This is a genomic window from Micromonospora sp. ZG13, from assembly GCF_059359355.1.
Genome location: NZ_JCADBQ010000002.1, coordinates 679,456 through 696,378, shown reverse-complemented (window position 1 = coordinate 696,378; position 16,923 = coordinate 679,456). Strand labels below are relative to the sequence as shown.

The window sequence follows — 16,923 nt, the reverse complement described above, 5'->3', positions numbered from 1 at the left end:
GGTGGGCAACGGCTTCGTCGTACCGGCGATCGTGGCGGTCACCCTGGTCACCGTCGGCATCGGCTTCTACGGGCTGCGGCTGGCGCGTACCACCTCCGACTTCCTGGTCGCCTCGCGGGTGATCAGCCCGACCTGGAACGCCGCCGCGATCGGCGGGGAGTACCTGTCGGCGGCGAGCTTCCTGGGGGTCGCGGGGCTGATCCTCAAGTACGGCGTCGACGTGCTCTGGTATCCCGTCGGCTTCGCCGCCGGCTACCTGGCCCTGCTGCTCTTCGTGGCCGCGCCGCTGCGCCGCTCCGGCGCGTTCACCCTGCCGGACTTCTGCGAGCTGCGGCTCGGGTCGCGTCGGCTGCGCGTCCTGGCCACCGTCTTCGTGATCTTCATCGGCTGGCTCTACCTGGTGCCGCAGCTCCAGGGGGCGGGGCTGACGCTGGCCACGGTGACCGGCTCCCCGTACCCGTTGGGGGCCCTGCTGGTGGCCGTGGTGGTCACCGCGAACGTCGCGCTCGGCGGCATGCGCGCGATCACCTTCGTCCAGGCCTTCCAGTACTGGCTGAAGCTGACCGCGCTGGCCGTACCGGCGGTCTTCCTGGCGTTGCAGTGGCAGGCCGACGCCCGCCCGGCGGTGACCCCACCCGACGGGCCGACGTTCCGGACCGCGACCACCGTCGTGGTCGAGCACCGCGCGACCCTCACCCTGCCCGACGGCCGGACCCAGGAGGTACGCCCCGGCGACGAGCTCTCCTTCGCCGCCGGCGACCCGGTGCCGGAGGTCTCCGGGGTGGCCACGGACGCCGCCGACTGGCTGCTGCCCAGCACCGCCGGGGACGACGACCGGGGCCTGTTCGCCACCTACTCGCTGATCCTGGCCACGTTCCTCGGCACCATGGGACTGCCGCACGTGCTGGTGCGCTTCTACACCAACCCCGACGGCGCCGCCGCGCGCCGCACCACGCTGGTGGTGCTCGCCCTCGTCGGGGCGTTCTACCTGCTGCCCACCATCTACGGGGTGCTCGGCCGGATCTACACCCCGCAACTGCTGGTGACCGGGCAGACCGACGCGGTGGTGGTGCTGCTGCCCGGCGCCGCGCTCGGCGACGGCACCACCGGCCGGCTGCTCGCCGCGCTGGTCGCGGCCGGCGCGTTCGCGGCCTTCCTCTCCACCTCGTCGGGGCTGCTCACCAGCGTCGCGGGCGTCATCTCCACGGACGTGCTGGGGCGGGGCTCGGTACGCGGTTTCCGCCTCGCCACGGTGATCGCCGGGGCCGTGCCGGCGGTCCTCGCGCTCAACCTCGCCGACCTGGACGTGTCGCAGGTGGTCGGGCTGGCCTTCGCGGTCGCCGCCTCCAGCTTCTGCCCCCTGCTGGTGCTCGGCATCTGGTGGAGGGGCCTGACCGACCTCGGCGCCGCCGCCGGGATCCTGGTCGGTGGCGGCGCCGCGGTCGCGGCGGTGCTGGTCACGGTGCTCGGTCCGCCGCTGTCCGGCTGGCCCGCGACGCTCACCGCGCAGCCGGCCGCCTGGACGGTGCCGCTCGCCTTCACCGTGATGGTGGCGGTCTCGGTGGTGACCCGCCGCCGGGCGCCGGCCGACGTCGGCGCCACCATGCTCCGCCTGCACGCCCCGGAGGCGCTGCGGCTGTAGCGCGCCGGCCGGACCCGGGTACGACTCGGGGATGACCAGGGATCATCCTGCGGCCGGAGCGCCGGCTGGTCCGGGCCGGATACGGTCGACGCATGACTGCTGAGCACCCGGCGCTCTCCCTGCGTGGCCTGGCGAAACAGTTCGACGGCAAGGTCGCGGTGGCCGGTGTCGACCTCGACGTGCCGGCCGGTTCCTTCTACGGCCTGCTCGGCCCGAACGGCGCGGGGAAGACCACCACCCTGTCGATGGCGGTCGGGCTGCTCCGGCCGGACGCCGGTGGCGCGTGGGTGCTCGGGCACGACGTCTGGGCCGACCCGGTACGGGCGAAGCAGCTGCTCGGCGTGATGCCCGACGGCGTACGGCTCTTCGACCGGCTCAGCGGCGCGGAGCTGCTCGCGTACCACGGCCTGCTGCGGGGGATGGACCCGGCGGTGGTCGACCAGCGCGCCGCGGAGCTGCTGGACGTGCTCGCGCTCGGCGACGCCGGCCGGACCCTGGTGGTCGACTACTCGGCGGGCATGAAGAAGAAGATCGGCCTGGCCTGCGCGCTGCTGCACGGGCCCCGGCTGCTGGTGCTGGACGAGCCCTTCGAGGCGGTCGATCCGGTCTCGGCCGCGCTGATCCGCGACATCCTGCACCGCTACGTGACCGGGGGCGGCACGGTCGTCTTCTCCAGCCACGTGATGGAGGTCGTCGAGCGGCTCTGCTCACACGTGGCGATCCTCGCGGCGGGCACCATCAAGCGGGTCGGCCCCATTGCCGAGGTGCGCGGCGGCCGCTCGCTGGAGGAGGTCTTCGTCGAGGTGGTCGGCGGCCGCACGGCGACCGGCGAGGAGTTGGCGTGGCTGTCGCAGTGAGTGGGCCGACCGTCTCCGCCGCGCCCGTCCGGCCGGTCTCGGCTCGGCACTTCGTCCGGCTCAAGCTGCGGGTGATGGGCAACAACTTCCGGGGGCAGGCCTGGCGGGTGGCGCTCTTCGTGGGCGGCGCGGTGCTCGGGCTCTGGTTCGCCGGCACCGGCTTCTTCCTCTTCGCCGCGCCCGGCCTGGCCGGCGAGAGCCGCTACGCGCTCATGGTGGCCGCCTTCGGCGGTGGCCTGACGGTGCTCGGCTGGCTGCTGCTGCCGCTGGTCTTCTTCGGGGTGGACGAGACGCTGGACCCGGCGAGGTTCGCGCTGCTGCCGCTGTCCCGCCGTACGCTCGTCACCGGGCTCTTCGCCGCCGCCTTCGTCAGTGTCCCCACGATCGCGGTGCTGCTGGCCCTGTGCGGCCTGGTGGTCACCGCCGGATCGCTGGGCGGCTGGTCGGCCGCCGCGGTCGCCCTCGTCGGGGTGGTCGCCGGGCTGCTGCTCTGCGTGGCGGCGGCACGGGCCGTGACCAGCGCCTTCGCCACCGCCCTGCGGTCCCGCCGGGTCCGTGACCTGGCCGCCGTGCTGCTCGCCGTGCTCGCGGCGCTGATCGGGCCGTTGCAGCTCCTGGGCGTCGCCGCCCTCGGCGACGCCGACTGGGACCGGCTCGACGGGGTGGCCGAGGTGGTCGGCTGGACCCCGTTCGGGGCGCCCTGGACGGCCGGCATCGACATGGCCGAGGGCCGCCTCTGGGCCGCGCCGGTGAAGCTGCTGATCACGGCGGCGACGATCGTCGCGCTGCTGGCCTGGTGGTCCCGCTCCCTGGAGTCCGCCATGGTGGGTGCCGCCAGTGCCGGGCCGGTCCGCGCCCAGCGCGGTACGACCGGCGGGGCGGTCGCACAACTCTTCCCGAAGGCGGTCGGCTGGGCCCGGCGGGACCGGTTCGGCGCCCTCGTCGCCCGGGAGGCCCGCTACTGGTGGCGGGACGCCCGACGCCGGGCCAACCTGATCACCGTCGCGGTCGTCGGTCTCTTCGTACCGGTCATGGTCAACCTGGGCGGCTCGGGCTTCACCGTCGACAGCGCCGAGGGGTTCAACGCCAGTCTCGACCCGTCCCCGCTGCTGTCGAGCGTGTCGATGCTCTTCGTCGGGCTGCTCGCCGCCGTCACCGTGGCCAACCAGTTCGGTTTCGACGGCAGCGCGTACGCGGCGAACGTGGTCGCGGGCGTCTCCGGCCAGCAGGAACTGCGCGCCCGGATGGCCGCGTTCTCGCTCTACGTCCTGCCGATGCTGGTGGTGATCTCCGTGGTCGTCGCGGTGGTCCTCGGCGAGCCCGGCTGGATCGGGTTGATGGCGGGCACCCTGTTCGCCACGTACGGCGCGGGGCTGGCGGTGAACTGCTTCGTCTCGGTGCTGGGGGCGTACTCGCTGCCGGAGACGAGCAACCCGTTCGCGTTGAACACCGGTGCCGGGATCGCGAAGAGCTTCCTCACCCTGCTGGCGATGCTCGCCACGGCGGTGGCGGCGGTGCCGATGGTGGTGGCCGCCGGGCTGCTCGGCGACGTCTGGCTCTGGCTGGCCCTGCCGCTCGGGGCCGCGTACGGCCTGGGTGCGGCGCTGCTCGGCGCGTACCTGGCGGGCGACGTGCTGGACCGACGGATGCCGGAACTGCTCGCCACGGTGACGCCCAGGCGCTGACGGCGGGCCGGGCACGGAAGGCGGGCCAGCGCACTCCGGACGCGGTGGTTGCCGGTCGGCGGCACAATGGCCTGATGCCCGTCGTCGAAGCGGTGGTCACCGTGCCGGTCCCGCCCGAGCTGGCCTTCGCGGTCTCCCAGACCACGGCGCCGGTGCGCTACCGGTGGGACCCGTTCGTCCGCGAGCAGCACTTCACCGACGGGGCGACCCGGCCCGGCAAGGGCGTGCGCACCTTCACCCGGTCCCGGCACGGCCTGGCGATGGTCAGCGAGTACGTCTCCTGGGCGCCGCCCAGCCACGTCGGCATGAAGATGGTGCGCGGGCCGTGGTTCTTCGAGATGTTCGCCGGTGGCTGGCGGTTCGCGCCCGCCCCGGAGCCCGGCTCCACCGTCGCCACCTGGCGGTACAGCTTCCGCTGCCGGCCCGCGTTCCTGCGCCCGGTCGCGGAGCGCATCGGGTCCTGGCTGCTCGGCCGCGACATCCGCCGCCGGATCGCCGGATACGCCGCCGGCTGCGCGGACGCGGAGGTGCTGGCCGCCGCCCGCCGGTCACTGACCGCCGACGACTGACCCCTTCAGCGGTCGAGATCTTGGAAGGGAACGACCCCTGGAGGGGCGCAGGACGTCCAGGATCTCCACCAACTGTCCCGGGGGTCGGTGCCGCCGGTAGGGGCGGCGTGCACTCGGCAGGAGCCACATCCGGGCCCGTCGGGGCGGGGCAGGCCGCACAATGTTTCACGTGAATCATGAGCCGGGTGCCGAGATCCACCACACCGACCCCTTCGCCGTGCCCGCTGGCCAGCGCTCGCCCGTACGCCGGCTGCGGGGTCGGCTGGCGTCGCCGGTGACGCTCTGGACGGCGCCGGAGCCGGCGGGCCTGACGGTCTCCTCCACGCTGGTCGCGGAGGGTGAGCCGGACCGGCTGCTCGGCCTGGTCGACCCGGAGTCCGACCTGTGGGCGGCGGTCGAGTCCGCCAGCCGCTTCGCGGTGACCCCGCTCGGCCCGGCGCACCGGCAGCTCGCCGACCGGTTCGCGGGCCTCTTCCCGTCCCCCGGCGGCCTGTTCGCCACCGGCGCGTGGACCGACAGCCCCTACGGTCCGGTGCCGGCCGACGCCGGCGGCTGGGCGGGGTGCCGGCTCGACTCCGCCCGCGAGTACGGCTGGGGCCTGCTGGTGGAGGCCACCATCGAGGCCGTCGAGCTGACCGGGGAGACGGACCCGCTGCTGCACTACCGGGGCCGCTACCGCGAGCTGACCTGACGACGGCGGCTCCGGACCCGGCCTGACGTCGGCACCGCAGCCCGGCGGCCGGGCGACCGCTCGGCGGGTCGGCACCGCGCCCACTACCGGTGAACGGAGTGAGCTGGGTCACTCGGCGCAGCCACCGTGCCGTTCGGCGCAGCCGCCGACCGACGTCGATCTCGCCCTTCCCCGGCGGGGAGCGCGCTTTCTACCGTGCGCGAAACTCCCCACGCCTGTGAAGGTGGTGATCCACAAATGTCCACGGACACACCCGCGTCCACGCCGTCGGCCTCGGCCGCGGAGCGGTACCTGGCCGTACAGCGGTCGGACGAGTTCGCCGGGTTGCGACGCACGCTGCGCGGCTTCATCTTCCCCATGACCGTCGCGTTCTTCCTGTGGTACGCGCTCTACGTGATCCTGTCCGCGTACGCGCGGGACTTCATGGGCACGAAGCTCTTCGGCAGCAACATCAACGTCGCCCTCGTCTTCGGTCTGCTCCAGTTCGTCTCCACCTTCCTCATCGCCTGGCTCTACTCCCGGTTCGCCGGTCGGAGGATCGACCCGGTCGCCGACCGGATCCGCGCCGAGATGGGGGAGGTGGACCATGAACGCGGTCCTCGCGGCTGAGGCGGGCAGCACCACCGCCCGCAACCTCACCATCGCGCTGTTCCTGGTCTTCGTGGCGGTGACCCTGGTCATCACCATCTGGGCCAGCCGGCAGACCAAGACGGCCACCGACTTCTACGCCGGCGGGCGCTCCTTCTCCGGCTTCCAGAACGGCATGGCCATCGGCGGTGACTACATGTCGGCCGCGTCGTTCCTCGGCATCGCCGGCATGATCGCCCTGTACGGCTACGACGGCTTCCTCTACTCCATCGGCTTCCTGGTCGCCTGGCTGGTCGCGCTGCTGCTCGTCGCCGAACTGCTGCGCAACTCCGGCCGCTACACGATGGCCGACGTGCTGGCCTTCCGGATGCGCCAGCGCCCGGTGCGGACCGCCGCGGCCGTCTCCACCATCACGGTGTCGATCTTCTATCTGCTGGCGCAGATGGTCGGCGCGGGCGCGCTGGTCGCGCTGCTGCTCGGCATCAAGCCGGGCACCACGTTCCTCGGCATGGACGCCGACACCGCGAAGGTCGCCACCATCATCCTGGTCGGCGCTCTGATGATCATCTACGTCACCGTGGGCGGCATGAAGGGCACCACGTACGTGCAGATCGTCAAGGCGTTCCTGCTCATGGGTGGCGCCCTCGTGATGACCCTGCTGGTGCTGGCGCACTACAAGTTCAACCTTTCCACCCTGCTCGGCGACGCGGCGGCGGCATCAGGCAAGGGAGAGAACTTCCTCAAGCCGGGCGGGCGGTACGGCGTGGAAGTGGCCGGCAACGCGATGCAGACCTTCTACAACAAGATGGACCTGTTGTCGCTCGGTATCGCGCTGGTTCTCGGCACCGCCGGGCTGCCGCACATCCTGATCCGCTTCTACACCGTGCCGACGGCGAAGGCGGCCCGCAAGAGCGTGCTCTGGGCGATCGGCATCATCGGCACCTTCTACCTGCTCACCCTGGCCCTCGGTTTCGGCGCGGCGGCCCTGGTCGGCAGCGAGGCGATCATCGCGCAGGACAAGGCCGGCAACACGGCCGCGCCGCAGCTCGCCGAGGCGCTCGGCATCGACTTCCTCGGCGGCGACCTGGGCGGTGCCACCCTGCTCGCCATCATCGCTGCGGTCGCCTTCGCCACGATCCTGGCGGTGGTGGCCGGCCTGACCCTGGCCTCCTCGTCCAGCCTGGCGCACGACTTCTACGCCAACGTGATCAAGGACGGGACGGCGTCCGAGCGGCAGGAGGTCAAGGTCGCCCGGGTCTCCGCCCTGGTGATCGGCGCGATCTCGATCGTGCTGTCGATCTACGCGCAGAACCTGAACGTGGCCTTCCTGGTGGCGCTGGCCTTCGCGGTGGCCGCCTCGGGCAACCTGCCGGCGATCCTCTACAGCCTGTTCTGGCGGCGGTTCAACACCTCGGGCGCGGTGTGGGCCATCTACGGCGGCCTGCTCTCCGCCGTCCTGCTGGTGTTCTTCTCGCCGGTGGTCTCCGGGGCGCCCACCTCGATGTTCCCCGAGCAGGACTGGCAGTGGTTCCCGCTGTCCAACCCGGGCATCCTGTCCATCCCCTTCGGCTTCCTGTGCGGCTGGATCGGCACCGTGATCTCGAAGGAGCACGACGAGGAGAAGTACGCGGAGCTGGAGGTGCGCGCCGTGACCGGCGCCGGCGCCCACTGACGGCCGGCAGCAGTGCGGAAGGGGCCCTCGGTGACGGGGGTCCCTTCCTTGCGCCGGGCGGACCTGGGCACTCGGTAGGCTGACCGGCATGAACGCTGTCGCCCGTTTCGGACCCGGTCACCGCATCCTCGTCACGGGCGGCGCCGGCTTCGTACCGTCGCACCTGGTGGACGCCCTGATCGCTCGCGGCTGCACCGTGGTCGCGCTCGACAACTTCATCACCGGGTCGAAGGAGAACGTCGCCCACCTGCTGGACGAGCCGAACTTCACCCTGGTCGAGGCCGACATCTCCGACGGTCTGCCGACCCACCACCCGGCGATGGCCGAGCGGTTCGACGCCATCCTGCACATGGCCTCGCCGGCGAGCCCGACCGACTTCGAGAAGCTGCCGGTGGAGATCCTCCGCGTCGGCTCGGTGGCCACCCTGCACCTGCTGGACCGCGCGGTCGCCGACGGCGCCCGCTTCCTGATGGCCTCCACCTCCGAGGCGTACGGGGACCCGAAGGAGCACCCGCAGCGCGAGTCGTACTGGGGCAACGTCAACCCGATCGGCGTCCGCAGCGTCTACGACGAGGCGAAGCGCTTCTCCGAGGCGGCCACCATGGCCTACCACCGCAGCCGTGGGCTGGACACGGCCATCGTCCGGATCTTCAACACGTACGGCCCGCGGATGCGCCCGGACGACGGCCGGGCCATCCCGACCTTCATCTCCCAGGCGCTGCGCGGCGAGCCGATCACCGTGCACGGCACCGGCAACCAGACCCGGTCGATCTGCTACGTGTCCGACCTGGTGCACGGCATCCTGCTGCTGCTCGACTCCCGCGAGACGGGGCCGATCAACTGCGGCACCGAGCACGAGATGAGCATGCGGCAGCTGGCCGAGACGATCGTGTCGCTCACCGGTAGCAGCTCCGAGGTGACCTACATCACCCGCAGCGCCGACGACCCGGAGATGCGCCGCCCGGACCTGACCCTCGCCCGCGAGCTGCTCGGATACGAGCCGACCGTGGCGCCCGAGGACGGCCTGCGCCGCACCATCGAGTACTTCCGCGAGCGGATCGCGTAGCGAGCGCGCCCCGCCGCCGGCGCACACGTCGGCGGCGCTACGGGGCGACAGTGGCCGCGCGTACGTACCCTGAGTTACATGTCAGCGACCATGCCCGCCGGAGTTCCACTCCCGCACCTGCACCGCAGCGCCGGGCGCGCCTCGGTGCCCGGCTCCGGCCGGGACGCCGGCCGCGCCCGGCCCGCCGAGGCCCGCTGGTCCCCGTCCCCGGACGAGCCGCGCGCCGGCGGCCCGGGCGGTCCCGCCGGCCCCGGCGGGCCTGGTGGGGGGACGACCGGTCCGGGCGGGCCGGAGCGGCCGGGCAGGCGGGGCGTACGCCCGCGCTGGGGCCGCATCGCCCTGGTGGCCGGCGTGGCCGTGCTGGTGCTCGCGCTGCTCGGTGGGGCGGGCGCCTGGTTCTACGCCCGCGGCCTCAACGACGATTTGGCCCGCACCGATCCGTTCTCGGAGATCACCGGGGGCCGCCCGGCCAAGGCGGTGGACGGCGCGCTGAACATCCTGCTGGTCGGCAGCGACTCCCGGGACCCGGACGCCCCGGTGGACAAGTCCAGCAAGTGGCGGGCCGACACGATCATCGTGATGCACATCCCGTCGGACCACCAGAAGGCCTACCTGGTCTCCATCCCCCGCGACCTCTACGTGCCGATCCCGGAGAGTGCCAACGCGGACTGCGGCTCCGGGCAGCGGGGGAAGATCAACGGGGCCTTCGCCTTCGGCGGGCTGCCGTTGGCCGTCCGGACGGTCGAGTGCTTCACGGACGTCCGGCTCGACCACGTGATGGCGATCGACTTCGCCGGCTTCAAGCAGGTCACCGACGCGCTCGGCGGTGTCGACCTCAAGGTCGAGCGGACCATCACCTCGATCCACAAGCCGTACCGGACGTTCACCAAGGGCACCAACCACATGGACGGCGCCGAGGCGCTGGACTGGATCCGGCAGCGCAAGCAGTTCCCGGACGGCGACTTCGCCCGGATGCGCCACCAGCAGGAGTTCCTCCGCGCCCTGATGGACAAGGCGGCGAGCACGGGCACGCTGACCAACCCGAAGAAGCTGAACGACTTCCTCAAGTCGGTGACCGCCGCGGTCACCGTCGACCAGGGTTTCTCGCTGGTCGACATGGGGGTGCAGTTCCGCAACCTGCGCGGCGAGAACCTCACCTTCGTGACCAGTCCGCACGTCGGCAGCCAGACCATCAACGGCGAGTCGGTGGTGGTGTCGGACAGGGAGAAGGCGCTGACCATGTACAAGGCCATGTCGGCCGACACCATGACGGCCTGGGTCGAGGCCAACCAGAAGAAGGACGGCACCGGAAACTGAGCAGTGCCGCCGGCCGGCCCTCCCTCGTGATCGACGGACGTCATCACGATTCGGAGGGCCGGCCGGCCGCTTCCTGTGAGCCAACCGCCGACCAGCCGTATCGATCTGTCCGTTCGGTCAGTTCTCCTGGATGACGGCCGTACGAACGGTATTTGACGGTCGGACGACCTCGCCAGGACGGGAAAGCGTCCGTAAAGTGATCCCGCCCCCTGACAACGCGAGCTGGAGCACGCATGCCGGTTCAGACCAGCCGTCGCCCTCCGGCGCTGGAGTCCCCCCGCGGCCCGATCCGGGCCTCCACGAGCATCCCGAAGCAGCCCGTCAAGGGCGGCAAGCCCGGTGGCGGGTCCGCGAGGAAGCGGTCTCGCCGCAAGGACCCGCTCTGGGCCCGACTCACCCTGATCTTCGGCGCCGTGCTGATGGTCGCCAGCGGCGCGGCCATCGTCGGCAGCAAGGCGCTGATCAGCAGCGCCACCGGCAACATCGCCCAGCGCAACCTGCTCGGTGACGCGGGCAAGACCGACGCCGAGGGTGGCGCCAGCCTGGACGGCCCGATCGACATGCTGCTGCTCGGCGTGGACGCCCGGGAGCGGTGGGCCGCCGACGACGTACGGGCGGACAGCATCATCGTGCTGCACATCCCGGCGACGCACGACCAGGCGTACCTGATCTCGATCCCCCGGGACACCGAGGCGCAGATCCCGGCGTTCAAGAAGAGCGGCTACTCGGGCGGCACCGACAAGATCAACGCGGCGTTCCAGGCCGGCGCCCGCAACGGCGGCGGCTGGGAGGGCGGCGCCCAGCTGATGGCGCAGACGATCAAGAAGATGACCGGGATCAGCTTCGACGGCGCGGCGATCATCAACTTCGGCGGATTCAAGAACGTCATCGAGGCCCTCGGCACCGTGCGCATCTGCGTCAAGCAGGAGGTCGAGTCGATCCACATGTCGTACGTGGACGGCAAGCCGATGTGGAACGCCGACGCGAAGAAGACCGGCAAGCCGCGGACGCCCGTGGTGCACAAGAAGGGCTGCCGCGAGATGGAGGGCTGGGCGGCGCTGGACTACTCCCGGCAGCGCAAGAGCCTCAAGAACGGCGACTACGACCGGCAGCAGAACCAGCAGCAACTGATCAAGGCGATGGCGAAGAAGGCCACCCAGGACGGGACGCTGACCAACCCGATCAAGCTGAACAAGCTGATGGACGCGGCCGGCAAGGCGTTCATCCTGGACACCGGCGGCGTGCCGGTCGCCGACTTCGTCTTCACCATGCGCGGGGTGACCGGCAACGACCTGGTGATGCTGAAGACCAACGGCGGCACCTTCCACAGCGACGGCACCCGCGAGACGCTCAGCGCGCAGACGCTGGACATGTTCCGCGCGGCGAAGCAGGACAAGCTGGCCGAGTTCGTCTTCGCCAACCCCGAGGTGGTCTCCAACCGCGAGTAGCGGGGCCCGCCCGCCGGGTGTCCGCCCGGGCCGCGCAATGTCGGCGAAGCGGCCCGCGCGCCCTGGTCGACTCGTAGCCTGACGTGAGAAGGGTTCACGTACGGGTCGCGGGGAGGCGTCACGTCCAGATCGGCGGACGACGGCCGGAGCCGGGGGGTCGCTCCCCGGCCCGCCCGGCCGCGCCGCGTCCGCTGGCCCCGGCTGCTGCTCGGCCTGGGCCTGGCCCTGGTGCTGCTGGCCGGGCTCGCCGTGGCGGGCCTGCGCACCCTGACCGACCGCTACGAGCGCAGCGTCGTGCGGGAGCAACTGCTCGACCCCACCGCCCGCCAGGAGCGCACCGACCCCGACGGGCCACTGAACTACCTGCTGGTGGGGACCGACCGGTGGCAGAGCGGCAGCGCGGCGAACCGCCGCTCGGACACCATCCTCATCGTGCACGTCCCGGCCGGCGGGCGCGAGGCGTACCTGGTCTCCGTGCCCCGGGACCTGCTCGTCGCCATCCCCGCCGGCAACGGCTACGGCGGCGGCCAGGACAAGATCAATGCCGCGTACGAGCACGGCGGGGGCGGCCAGCCCGGCACCCGGCTGCTCTCGGCCACCCTGGCCCGGCTGACCGGCATCCGCTTCGACGGCGCGGCCCTGATCGACTTCTCCGGCTTCCGCAAGGTCATCGACCTGCTCGGCGGCGTACGCATGTGCGTCGACACCGAGGTCCGCTCGATCCACACCGACCGCGTCTTCCCGCCCGGCTGCCAGCAGATGGACGGCGGCGAGGCGCTGGACTTCGTCCGGCAGCGCTACGACCTGCCGGGCGGCGACTACGACCGGCAGACCCACCAGCAGCAACTGCTCCGGGCCCTGCTGGAGCGCACGAGCGAGACGTCGCTGCGGACCAACCCGGTCAAGCTGGACCAGGTCATCCGCGCCGTCGGCGGCTCGTTGACCGTGGACACCAACGGCGTACCGCTGGAGGAGCTGGTCCTCGCGCTGCGCGACCTGCCGGCCGACGCGCTGCGTGGCGTGCGGGTCCCCTCCCACCCACAGACCATCGACCAGGTGTCGTACGTGGTCCTCGACAACGGCGGGAACGGCCTCTTCGAGGCGGTACGCGGCACCCGCGTACCGGACTGGGCGCGGGCCAACCCGCGCTGGGTCACCCGACTGTGACGCCGGGGACCGGCCCGCCGCCGGCCGGCCGGGCGAGGATCTAGGCTTGGCCCGTGTTCGGATCCCAGGTTCCCACCGTGACCGTGCCCGAGATCGCCGACGACGCGTACCTGCTCGACGTCCGGGAGGACGACGAGTGGAACGCCGGCCACGCCCCCGGCGCGCACCACCTGCCGATGATGGAGCTGCCGGCCCGCATCGCCGAGGTGCCGACCGACCGCGACGTCGCCGTCATCTGCCGCTCCGGCGGGCGCTCCGCGCAGGTCGTCACCTACCTCATGCGCAACGGTTGGGACCAGGTGCGCAACGTCGAGGGCGGGATGGGCGAGTGGGCCGCCGCCGGGCGACCGGTGGTCGGCGAGGACGGGCAGCCGGGCCGGGTCCTCTAGGACGGGCGGGATGGACGCTCCTCTCGTCTTCGCCCACCGCGGCGCCTCCCACGACCTGCCCGAGCACACCCTCGCGGCCTACCTGCGTGCCCTCGACGAGGGCGCGGACGGGCTGGAGTGCGACGTCCGGCTGACCCGCGACGGGCACCTGGTCTGCGTGCACGACCGTCGGCTCGACCGCACCAGCAACGGCCAGGGGCTGGTCAGCGCGCGTACCCTCGCGGAGCTGGAGGCGCTGGACTTCGGCTCCTGGCACCCCGGCTGCGCGCCCGCCGACGGCGACGAGGTGCTGGACGAGTCGCACACCCGGCTGCTCACCCTCGAACGACTGCTGGACGCGGTGCTGGCCGCGGGCCGGCCGGTGCGGCTGCTGGTGGAGACCAAGCACCCCTCCCGTCACGGCGGGAACGTCGAGCGCCGGCTCGTCGCGCTGCTGCGCCGCTACGGCCTGGCCGAGCCGAAACCGGACGATCCGGTACGCGTCACCGTGATGTCGTTCTCCCCGCTGGCCGTACGCCGGATCCGGGGGCTGGCCCCCGCGCTGCCCACGGTGCTGCTGCTGGACGTGCTGCCGCGCTGGGTGCGGCCGGGGCGGCTGCCGTTCGGCATCCGCACCGCCGGCCCGGGCGTCGCCCTGGTGCGGGCCCGCCCGCAGCTGGTGCCCGCGCTGCGGGCGGCGGGCAACCAGGTCTACGTGTGGACCGTCAACGAGCCGGCCGACCTGGACCTCGTCCTGGCCGCCGGGGTGGACGGCGTCATCACCGACCGGCCGGCGCACACGCTGGCCCGCCTGGGCCGCTGACCGGCATGGCGCCGGGCGGCGGCCCGGTCGGGCGGGCAGCCCGTACGGGCGGTCGTGCTGAGCGCCGGGCAGGGGTGTCCCGGGACGGGCCGGCGGGGCACACTCGGAGCATGCCGGAGCGCACCGATTTCTCCGCTCTCATCGCCGGCCACACCACGGTGATCGAAATGATCAACTCGGGTGGCACCGGCCTGCCGGTGCTCATCCGCCTGCTCGACGTGGCCCAGGCGGCGCTCGGTGCGGCGGGTACGGCGTTCGTCGAGTTCGCGCCGACCGGTGGCCGGGTGATCGCCGCGACCGGCGCCGCCGAGTGGGCCGTCGGCCGCCCCGTGCCGGCCGACGACCCCGCCACCGTCTGCCTGCTCTCCGGCGCCCGCGTACGCCAGGCCCGCACGGACGAGCTCACCGGCGGGCTCTCCGGCGAGCTCGCCGAGCGGGGCCTGCGGCGGATGGTGGTCTCCCGCGCGGAGGTCGGCGGCCTGACGGTCGGCAGTCTGCACGTGCTCTACCCGGACGGCGCCGACCGGCTGGACGCCGAGCAGCACGCCGTCGTGGGCTACGTCGCCTCCTGCATCGCCCACATGTACGGCGACCAGACCGGGCTGCCCGTGCACGGCGACGGGCCGGTGGTGGCGGCGCTGGCGGACGGCCTGGCCGTGGTCGACCGCGACGGCCACGTCCGGCTCTGGAACCCGGCCGCCGCGCGGGTCACCGGCCGCCCCACGGACCAGGCGCTCAACCGGCCGCTGCCCTTCCCGCTGCCCCCCTCCGGGCGGGTGCTCGACCACCGGCTGCCGGACGGGCGCTGGCTGAAGATCACCTCGGGTGAGCTGCCCGGTCCCGGCACCCTGCGGGTGGTCACCTTCCGCGACATCACCGACCAGCAGCGCCGCGACCACGACCGGGACCTCTTCGTCGCGGTGACCAGCCACGAGCTGCGTACGCCGGTGACCGTCATCAAGGGCTACGCGGACACGCTCACCGACCACTGGGAGTCGTTGACCGAGACCGACCGGCGGCAGGCCGCCCGGGTGATCGGGCAACGCGCCAACGAGCTGGCCCGGCTGGTGGACCGGCTGCTCTCCTCCGCCGCCGAGGCGGGGCCGGGCGACGATCCCCCCGCCCCGTACGACCTCGGGGACGCGCTGCGCACGGCGGCGGCCGACCTGCCGGCGGAGCTGCGGCAGCGGATCGTCCTGCGCCTCCCCACCGACCTGCCGAAGGCGCTCGGTCACCGGCCGAGCCTGGCCACCATGCTCACGGAGCTGTGCACGAACGCCGGCAAGTACTCCGCGCCGGACTCGCCCGTCGAGATCACCGCCGGGGCCGACGGGTCGACGGTCTTCTTCCAGGTCGGCGACCGGGGCGTCGGCATCCGGCCGGAGCACGTGGAGCGGGCCTTCGACCGGTTCTGGCAGGGCGAGTCGGGCGACCGTCGCCGCTATCCCGGGGCCGGGCTCGGCCTCTATCTCGTCCGTCGGATCGTTGAACAGCAGAATGGATGGGTATCCCTACGGCCGAGGGCCGGTGGCGGTACGGTCGCAGAGGTGCGGCTGCCCCGCGGGTGACGGCGACGGGCAACGGGGGCGTGAAGGGGCGAAGGTGTCGACGGGAGCTGCCGATCGGGCATGGTGCGTGGTGGTGCCTCACCACCCCGCTGGGGCACGGCTGGCGCGGCGGCGGCTGGCCGAGGAACTGACCGACGTCGTACCCCCGCCGCTCCTGGCCGACCTCGTCGCGGTCCTGGCCGAGCTGGTGGGCAACGCGGTCCGGCACGCCGACCCCCTGCCCGGCGGGGTGGTCCGGGTGGCCTGGCGGCTACGCGCCTCACTGGCCGGGCAGCAGGTGCAGCTCCGGGTGACCGACGGCGGCGCCGCCGCGGGCCCCACCATGCGGATCGCCGACACCGACGCCGTCGACGGCCGGGGGCTGCACATCGTCACGGGGCTGGCCGACCGCTGGGGAGTCGAGCGCGACGGCCTGGGCCAGAGCGTGTGGGCCGAGTTCGACCCGACGGAGATCACCCGGTCGGACCTGGCCGTGGCCGGCTGACCGACCGCGAGGGCGGGTCCTGCCCCGCCGCCCGGCCGGGGCCTCTAGGCTGTGTCGCCGTGAGCAAGCGTCGAAAGAGCCAGCGGGCCGCCGAAGCCACCCCCAAGCGGGAGAAGGTGCGGGACATCTTCGTGCCCCGACCGTTCGAGGGGCTGACCGACGAGCCGGAGTGGATCGCCCTGCGGGAACTGGTGCCGGCCGCCTCGGCGCCGCTGCGGCTGGCTCCCGCCCTGGTGGAGGAGTTCGGCGAGCGGGAGGTCGTCCTGGCCACCGTGCTGCCGATGGCCGCCCCGGCCATGACCAAGCCCGACGGGCGGGTCCTCATCGGGCTCCAGCGCCACATCCAGTCGGGCGACGTCTCCCGGGACCTGGCCGAGGCGCTGCTCTGCGCGCTGCGGACCGAGCCGGGGCGCCCCGTGGCCGTGCCGCCGCTGCCCGGCCCCGGCCCCCGGTTGCAGGACGTCCTGGTCGACGGCCCGCTGGAGGTCAGCATGCACGACGGGTTCGAGTTCTGGCTCGACCCGGGGGCCGGCGACGACCCGAACGTGCAGGCGTCCCTGGAGCGGGCGAACGCCGCCATCTACCCGACCGTCCGGCTCACCGCCGCCCGCGCGGCGTACTGGTGCCAGGTGCCGGAGAAGGCGCACGTGCGCTGGGTGCTGCCCGACGACGAGGACGCCGCGCTGGACGCGCTGGCCCGGCTGAGCGTGGCCGGCACGCTGGTCCTCGGCGGGAACACCCGCTTCGCGGGCATGTTCCGGGCCCACGGCCGGCTGGTGCCCGTCTGGGACCTGCCGGAGGACGTCCCGGCCGCCGACTGGGAGCAGCCGGTCGCCGACTTCGCCAAGCGGTACGCGGAGGCACTCGCCGAGCCGGCCCCGCTGGACGCCGCCGGCCGGCGGGCCCGCCACGGCCTGCTCGGCCGCCAGCTCACCCTGCGCTGAGCCGGGGTGCCCCCGCCCGTCGCGGCGGGGGCAC

Annotated in this window: 15 protein-coding genes and 1 pseudogene; all 16 read left to right on the top strand. The window is 73.0% G+C overall.

All coding sequences use genetic code 11. From position 1 onward, the window contains the following. The first annotated feature begins 1 nt into the window (after window position 1). The 16 genes and pseudogenes from AC5L34_RS07165 to AC5L34_RS07090 all read left to right on the top strand — a co-directional run bounded on the left by AC5L34_RS07165 (window position 2) and on the right by AC5L34_RS07090 (window position 16,889). Window positions 2-1,642, top strand: a complete 1,641-nt coding sequence (locus AC5L34_RS07165; protein ID WP_357717692.1) for a sodium/solute symporter — start codon at window positions 2-4, stop codon at window positions 1,640-1,642. Window positions 1,643-1,734: 92 nt separating this feature from the next. Then, complete coding sequence (locus tag AC5L34_RS07160) at window positions 1,735-2,499, top strand: ABC transporter ATP-binding protein (protein ID WP_441173989.1); 765 nt, start codon at window positions 1,735-1,737, stop codon at window positions 2,497-2,499. Beyond that, window positions 2,484-4,184, top strand: coding sequence for an ABC transporter permease (locus AC5L34_RS07155; RefSeq protein WP_494824133.1), 1,701 nt, complete (start codon window positions 2,484-2,486; stop codon window positions 4,182-4,184). Before AC5L34_RS07160 ends, AC5L34_RS07155 begins: the two co-directional genes overlap by 16 nt. A gap of 74 nt (window positions 4,185-4,258) precedes the next feature. Continuing rightward, the gene (locus tag AC5L34_RS07150) at window positions 4,259-4,753 is read left to right on the top strand and encodes an SRPBCC family protein (RefSeq protein WP_441173987.1); all 495 of its coding nucleotides are present in this window, start codon (window positions 4,259-4,261) and stop codon (window positions 4,751-4,753) included. Between the two features lie 139 nt (window positions 4,754-4,892). Continuing rightward, window positions 4,893-5,444, top strand: a pseudogene (locus AC5L34_RS07145) (flavin reductase family protein); the annotation flags it as partial. A gap of 237 nt (window positions 5,445-5,681) precedes the next feature. After that, window positions 5,682-6,053, top strand: a complete 372-nt coding sequence (locus tag AC5L34_RS07140; protein ID WP_494824131.1) for a DUF485 domain-containing protein — start codon at window positions 5,682-5,684, stop codon at window positions 6,051-6,053. Continuing rightward, complete coding sequence (locus AC5L34_RS07135; protein WP_441173985.1) at window positions 6,031-7,704, top strand: monocarboxylic acid transporter; 1,674 nt, start codon at window positions 6,031-6,033, stop codon at window positions 7,702-7,704. The genes AC5L34_RS07140 and AC5L34_RS07135 overlap by 23 nt, the downstream gene beginning before the upstream one ends. 88 nt (window positions 7,705-7,792) lie before the next feature. Then, a complete protein-coding gene (locus AC5L34_RS07130) occupies window positions 7,793-8,770 on the top strand; it encodes a UDP-glucuronic acid decarboxylase family protein (RefSeq protein WP_441173984.1) in 978 nt (325 codons plus the stop codon). A gap of 78 nt (window positions 8,771-8,848) precedes the next feature. Continuing rightward, a complete protein-coding gene (locus tag AC5L34_RS07125) occupies window positions 8,849-10,087 on the top strand; it encodes an LCP family protein (RefSeq protein WP_441173982.1) in 1,239 nt (412 codons plus the stop codon). Window positions 10,088-10,320: 233 nt separating this feature from the next. Next, a complete protein-coding gene (locus AC5L34_RS07120) occupies window positions 10,321-11,535 on the top strand; it encodes an LCP family protein (protein ID WP_441173981.1) in 1,215 nt (404 codons plus the stop codon). Window positions 11,536-11,763: 228 nt separating this feature from the next. Next, window positions 11,764-12,702: an LCP family protein gene (locus tag AC5L34_RS07115; protein WP_494824128.1), complete on the top strand. Its 939-nt coding sequence runs from the start codon at window positions 11,764-11,766 to the stop codon at window positions 12,700-12,702. A 53-nt stretch (window positions 12,703-12,755) separates the two neighbouring features. Beyond that, window positions 12,756-13,091: a rhodanese-like domain-containing protein gene (locus AC5L34_RS07110; protein ID WP_089002873.1), complete on the top strand. Its 336-nt coding sequence runs from the start codon at window positions 12,756-12,758 to the stop codon at window positions 13,089-13,091. A gap of 10 nt (window positions 13,092-13,101) precedes the next feature. After that, a complete protein-coding gene (locus AC5L34_RS07105; protein ID WP_441173977.1) occupies window positions 13,102-13,893 on the top strand; it encodes a glycerophosphodiester phosphodiesterase in 792 nt (263 codons plus the stop codon). Between the two features lie 110 nt (window positions 13,894-14,003). Beyond that, on the top strand, window positions 14,004-15,461 hold the full coding sequence (locus AC5L34_RS07100) for a PAS domain-containing sensor histidine kinase (RefSeq protein WP_441173976.1): 1,458 nt from the start codon (window positions 14,004-14,006) through the stop codon (window positions 15,459-15,461). Between the two features lie 67 nt (window positions 15,462-15,528). Beyond that, complete coding sequence (locus AC5L34_RS07095) at window positions 15,529-15,945, top strand: ATP-binding protein (protein WP_441173975.1); 417 nt, start codon at window positions 15,529-15,531, stop codon at window positions 15,943-15,945. Window positions 15,946-16,004: 59 nt separating this feature from the next. After that, window positions 16,005-16,889: a DUF5926 family protein gene (locus tag AC5L34_RS07090; RefSeq protein WP_441173974.1), complete on the top strand. Its 885-nt coding sequence runs from the start codon at window positions 16,005-16,007 to the stop codon at window positions 16,887-16,889. Window positions 16,890-16,923: the final 34 nt, after the last annotated feature.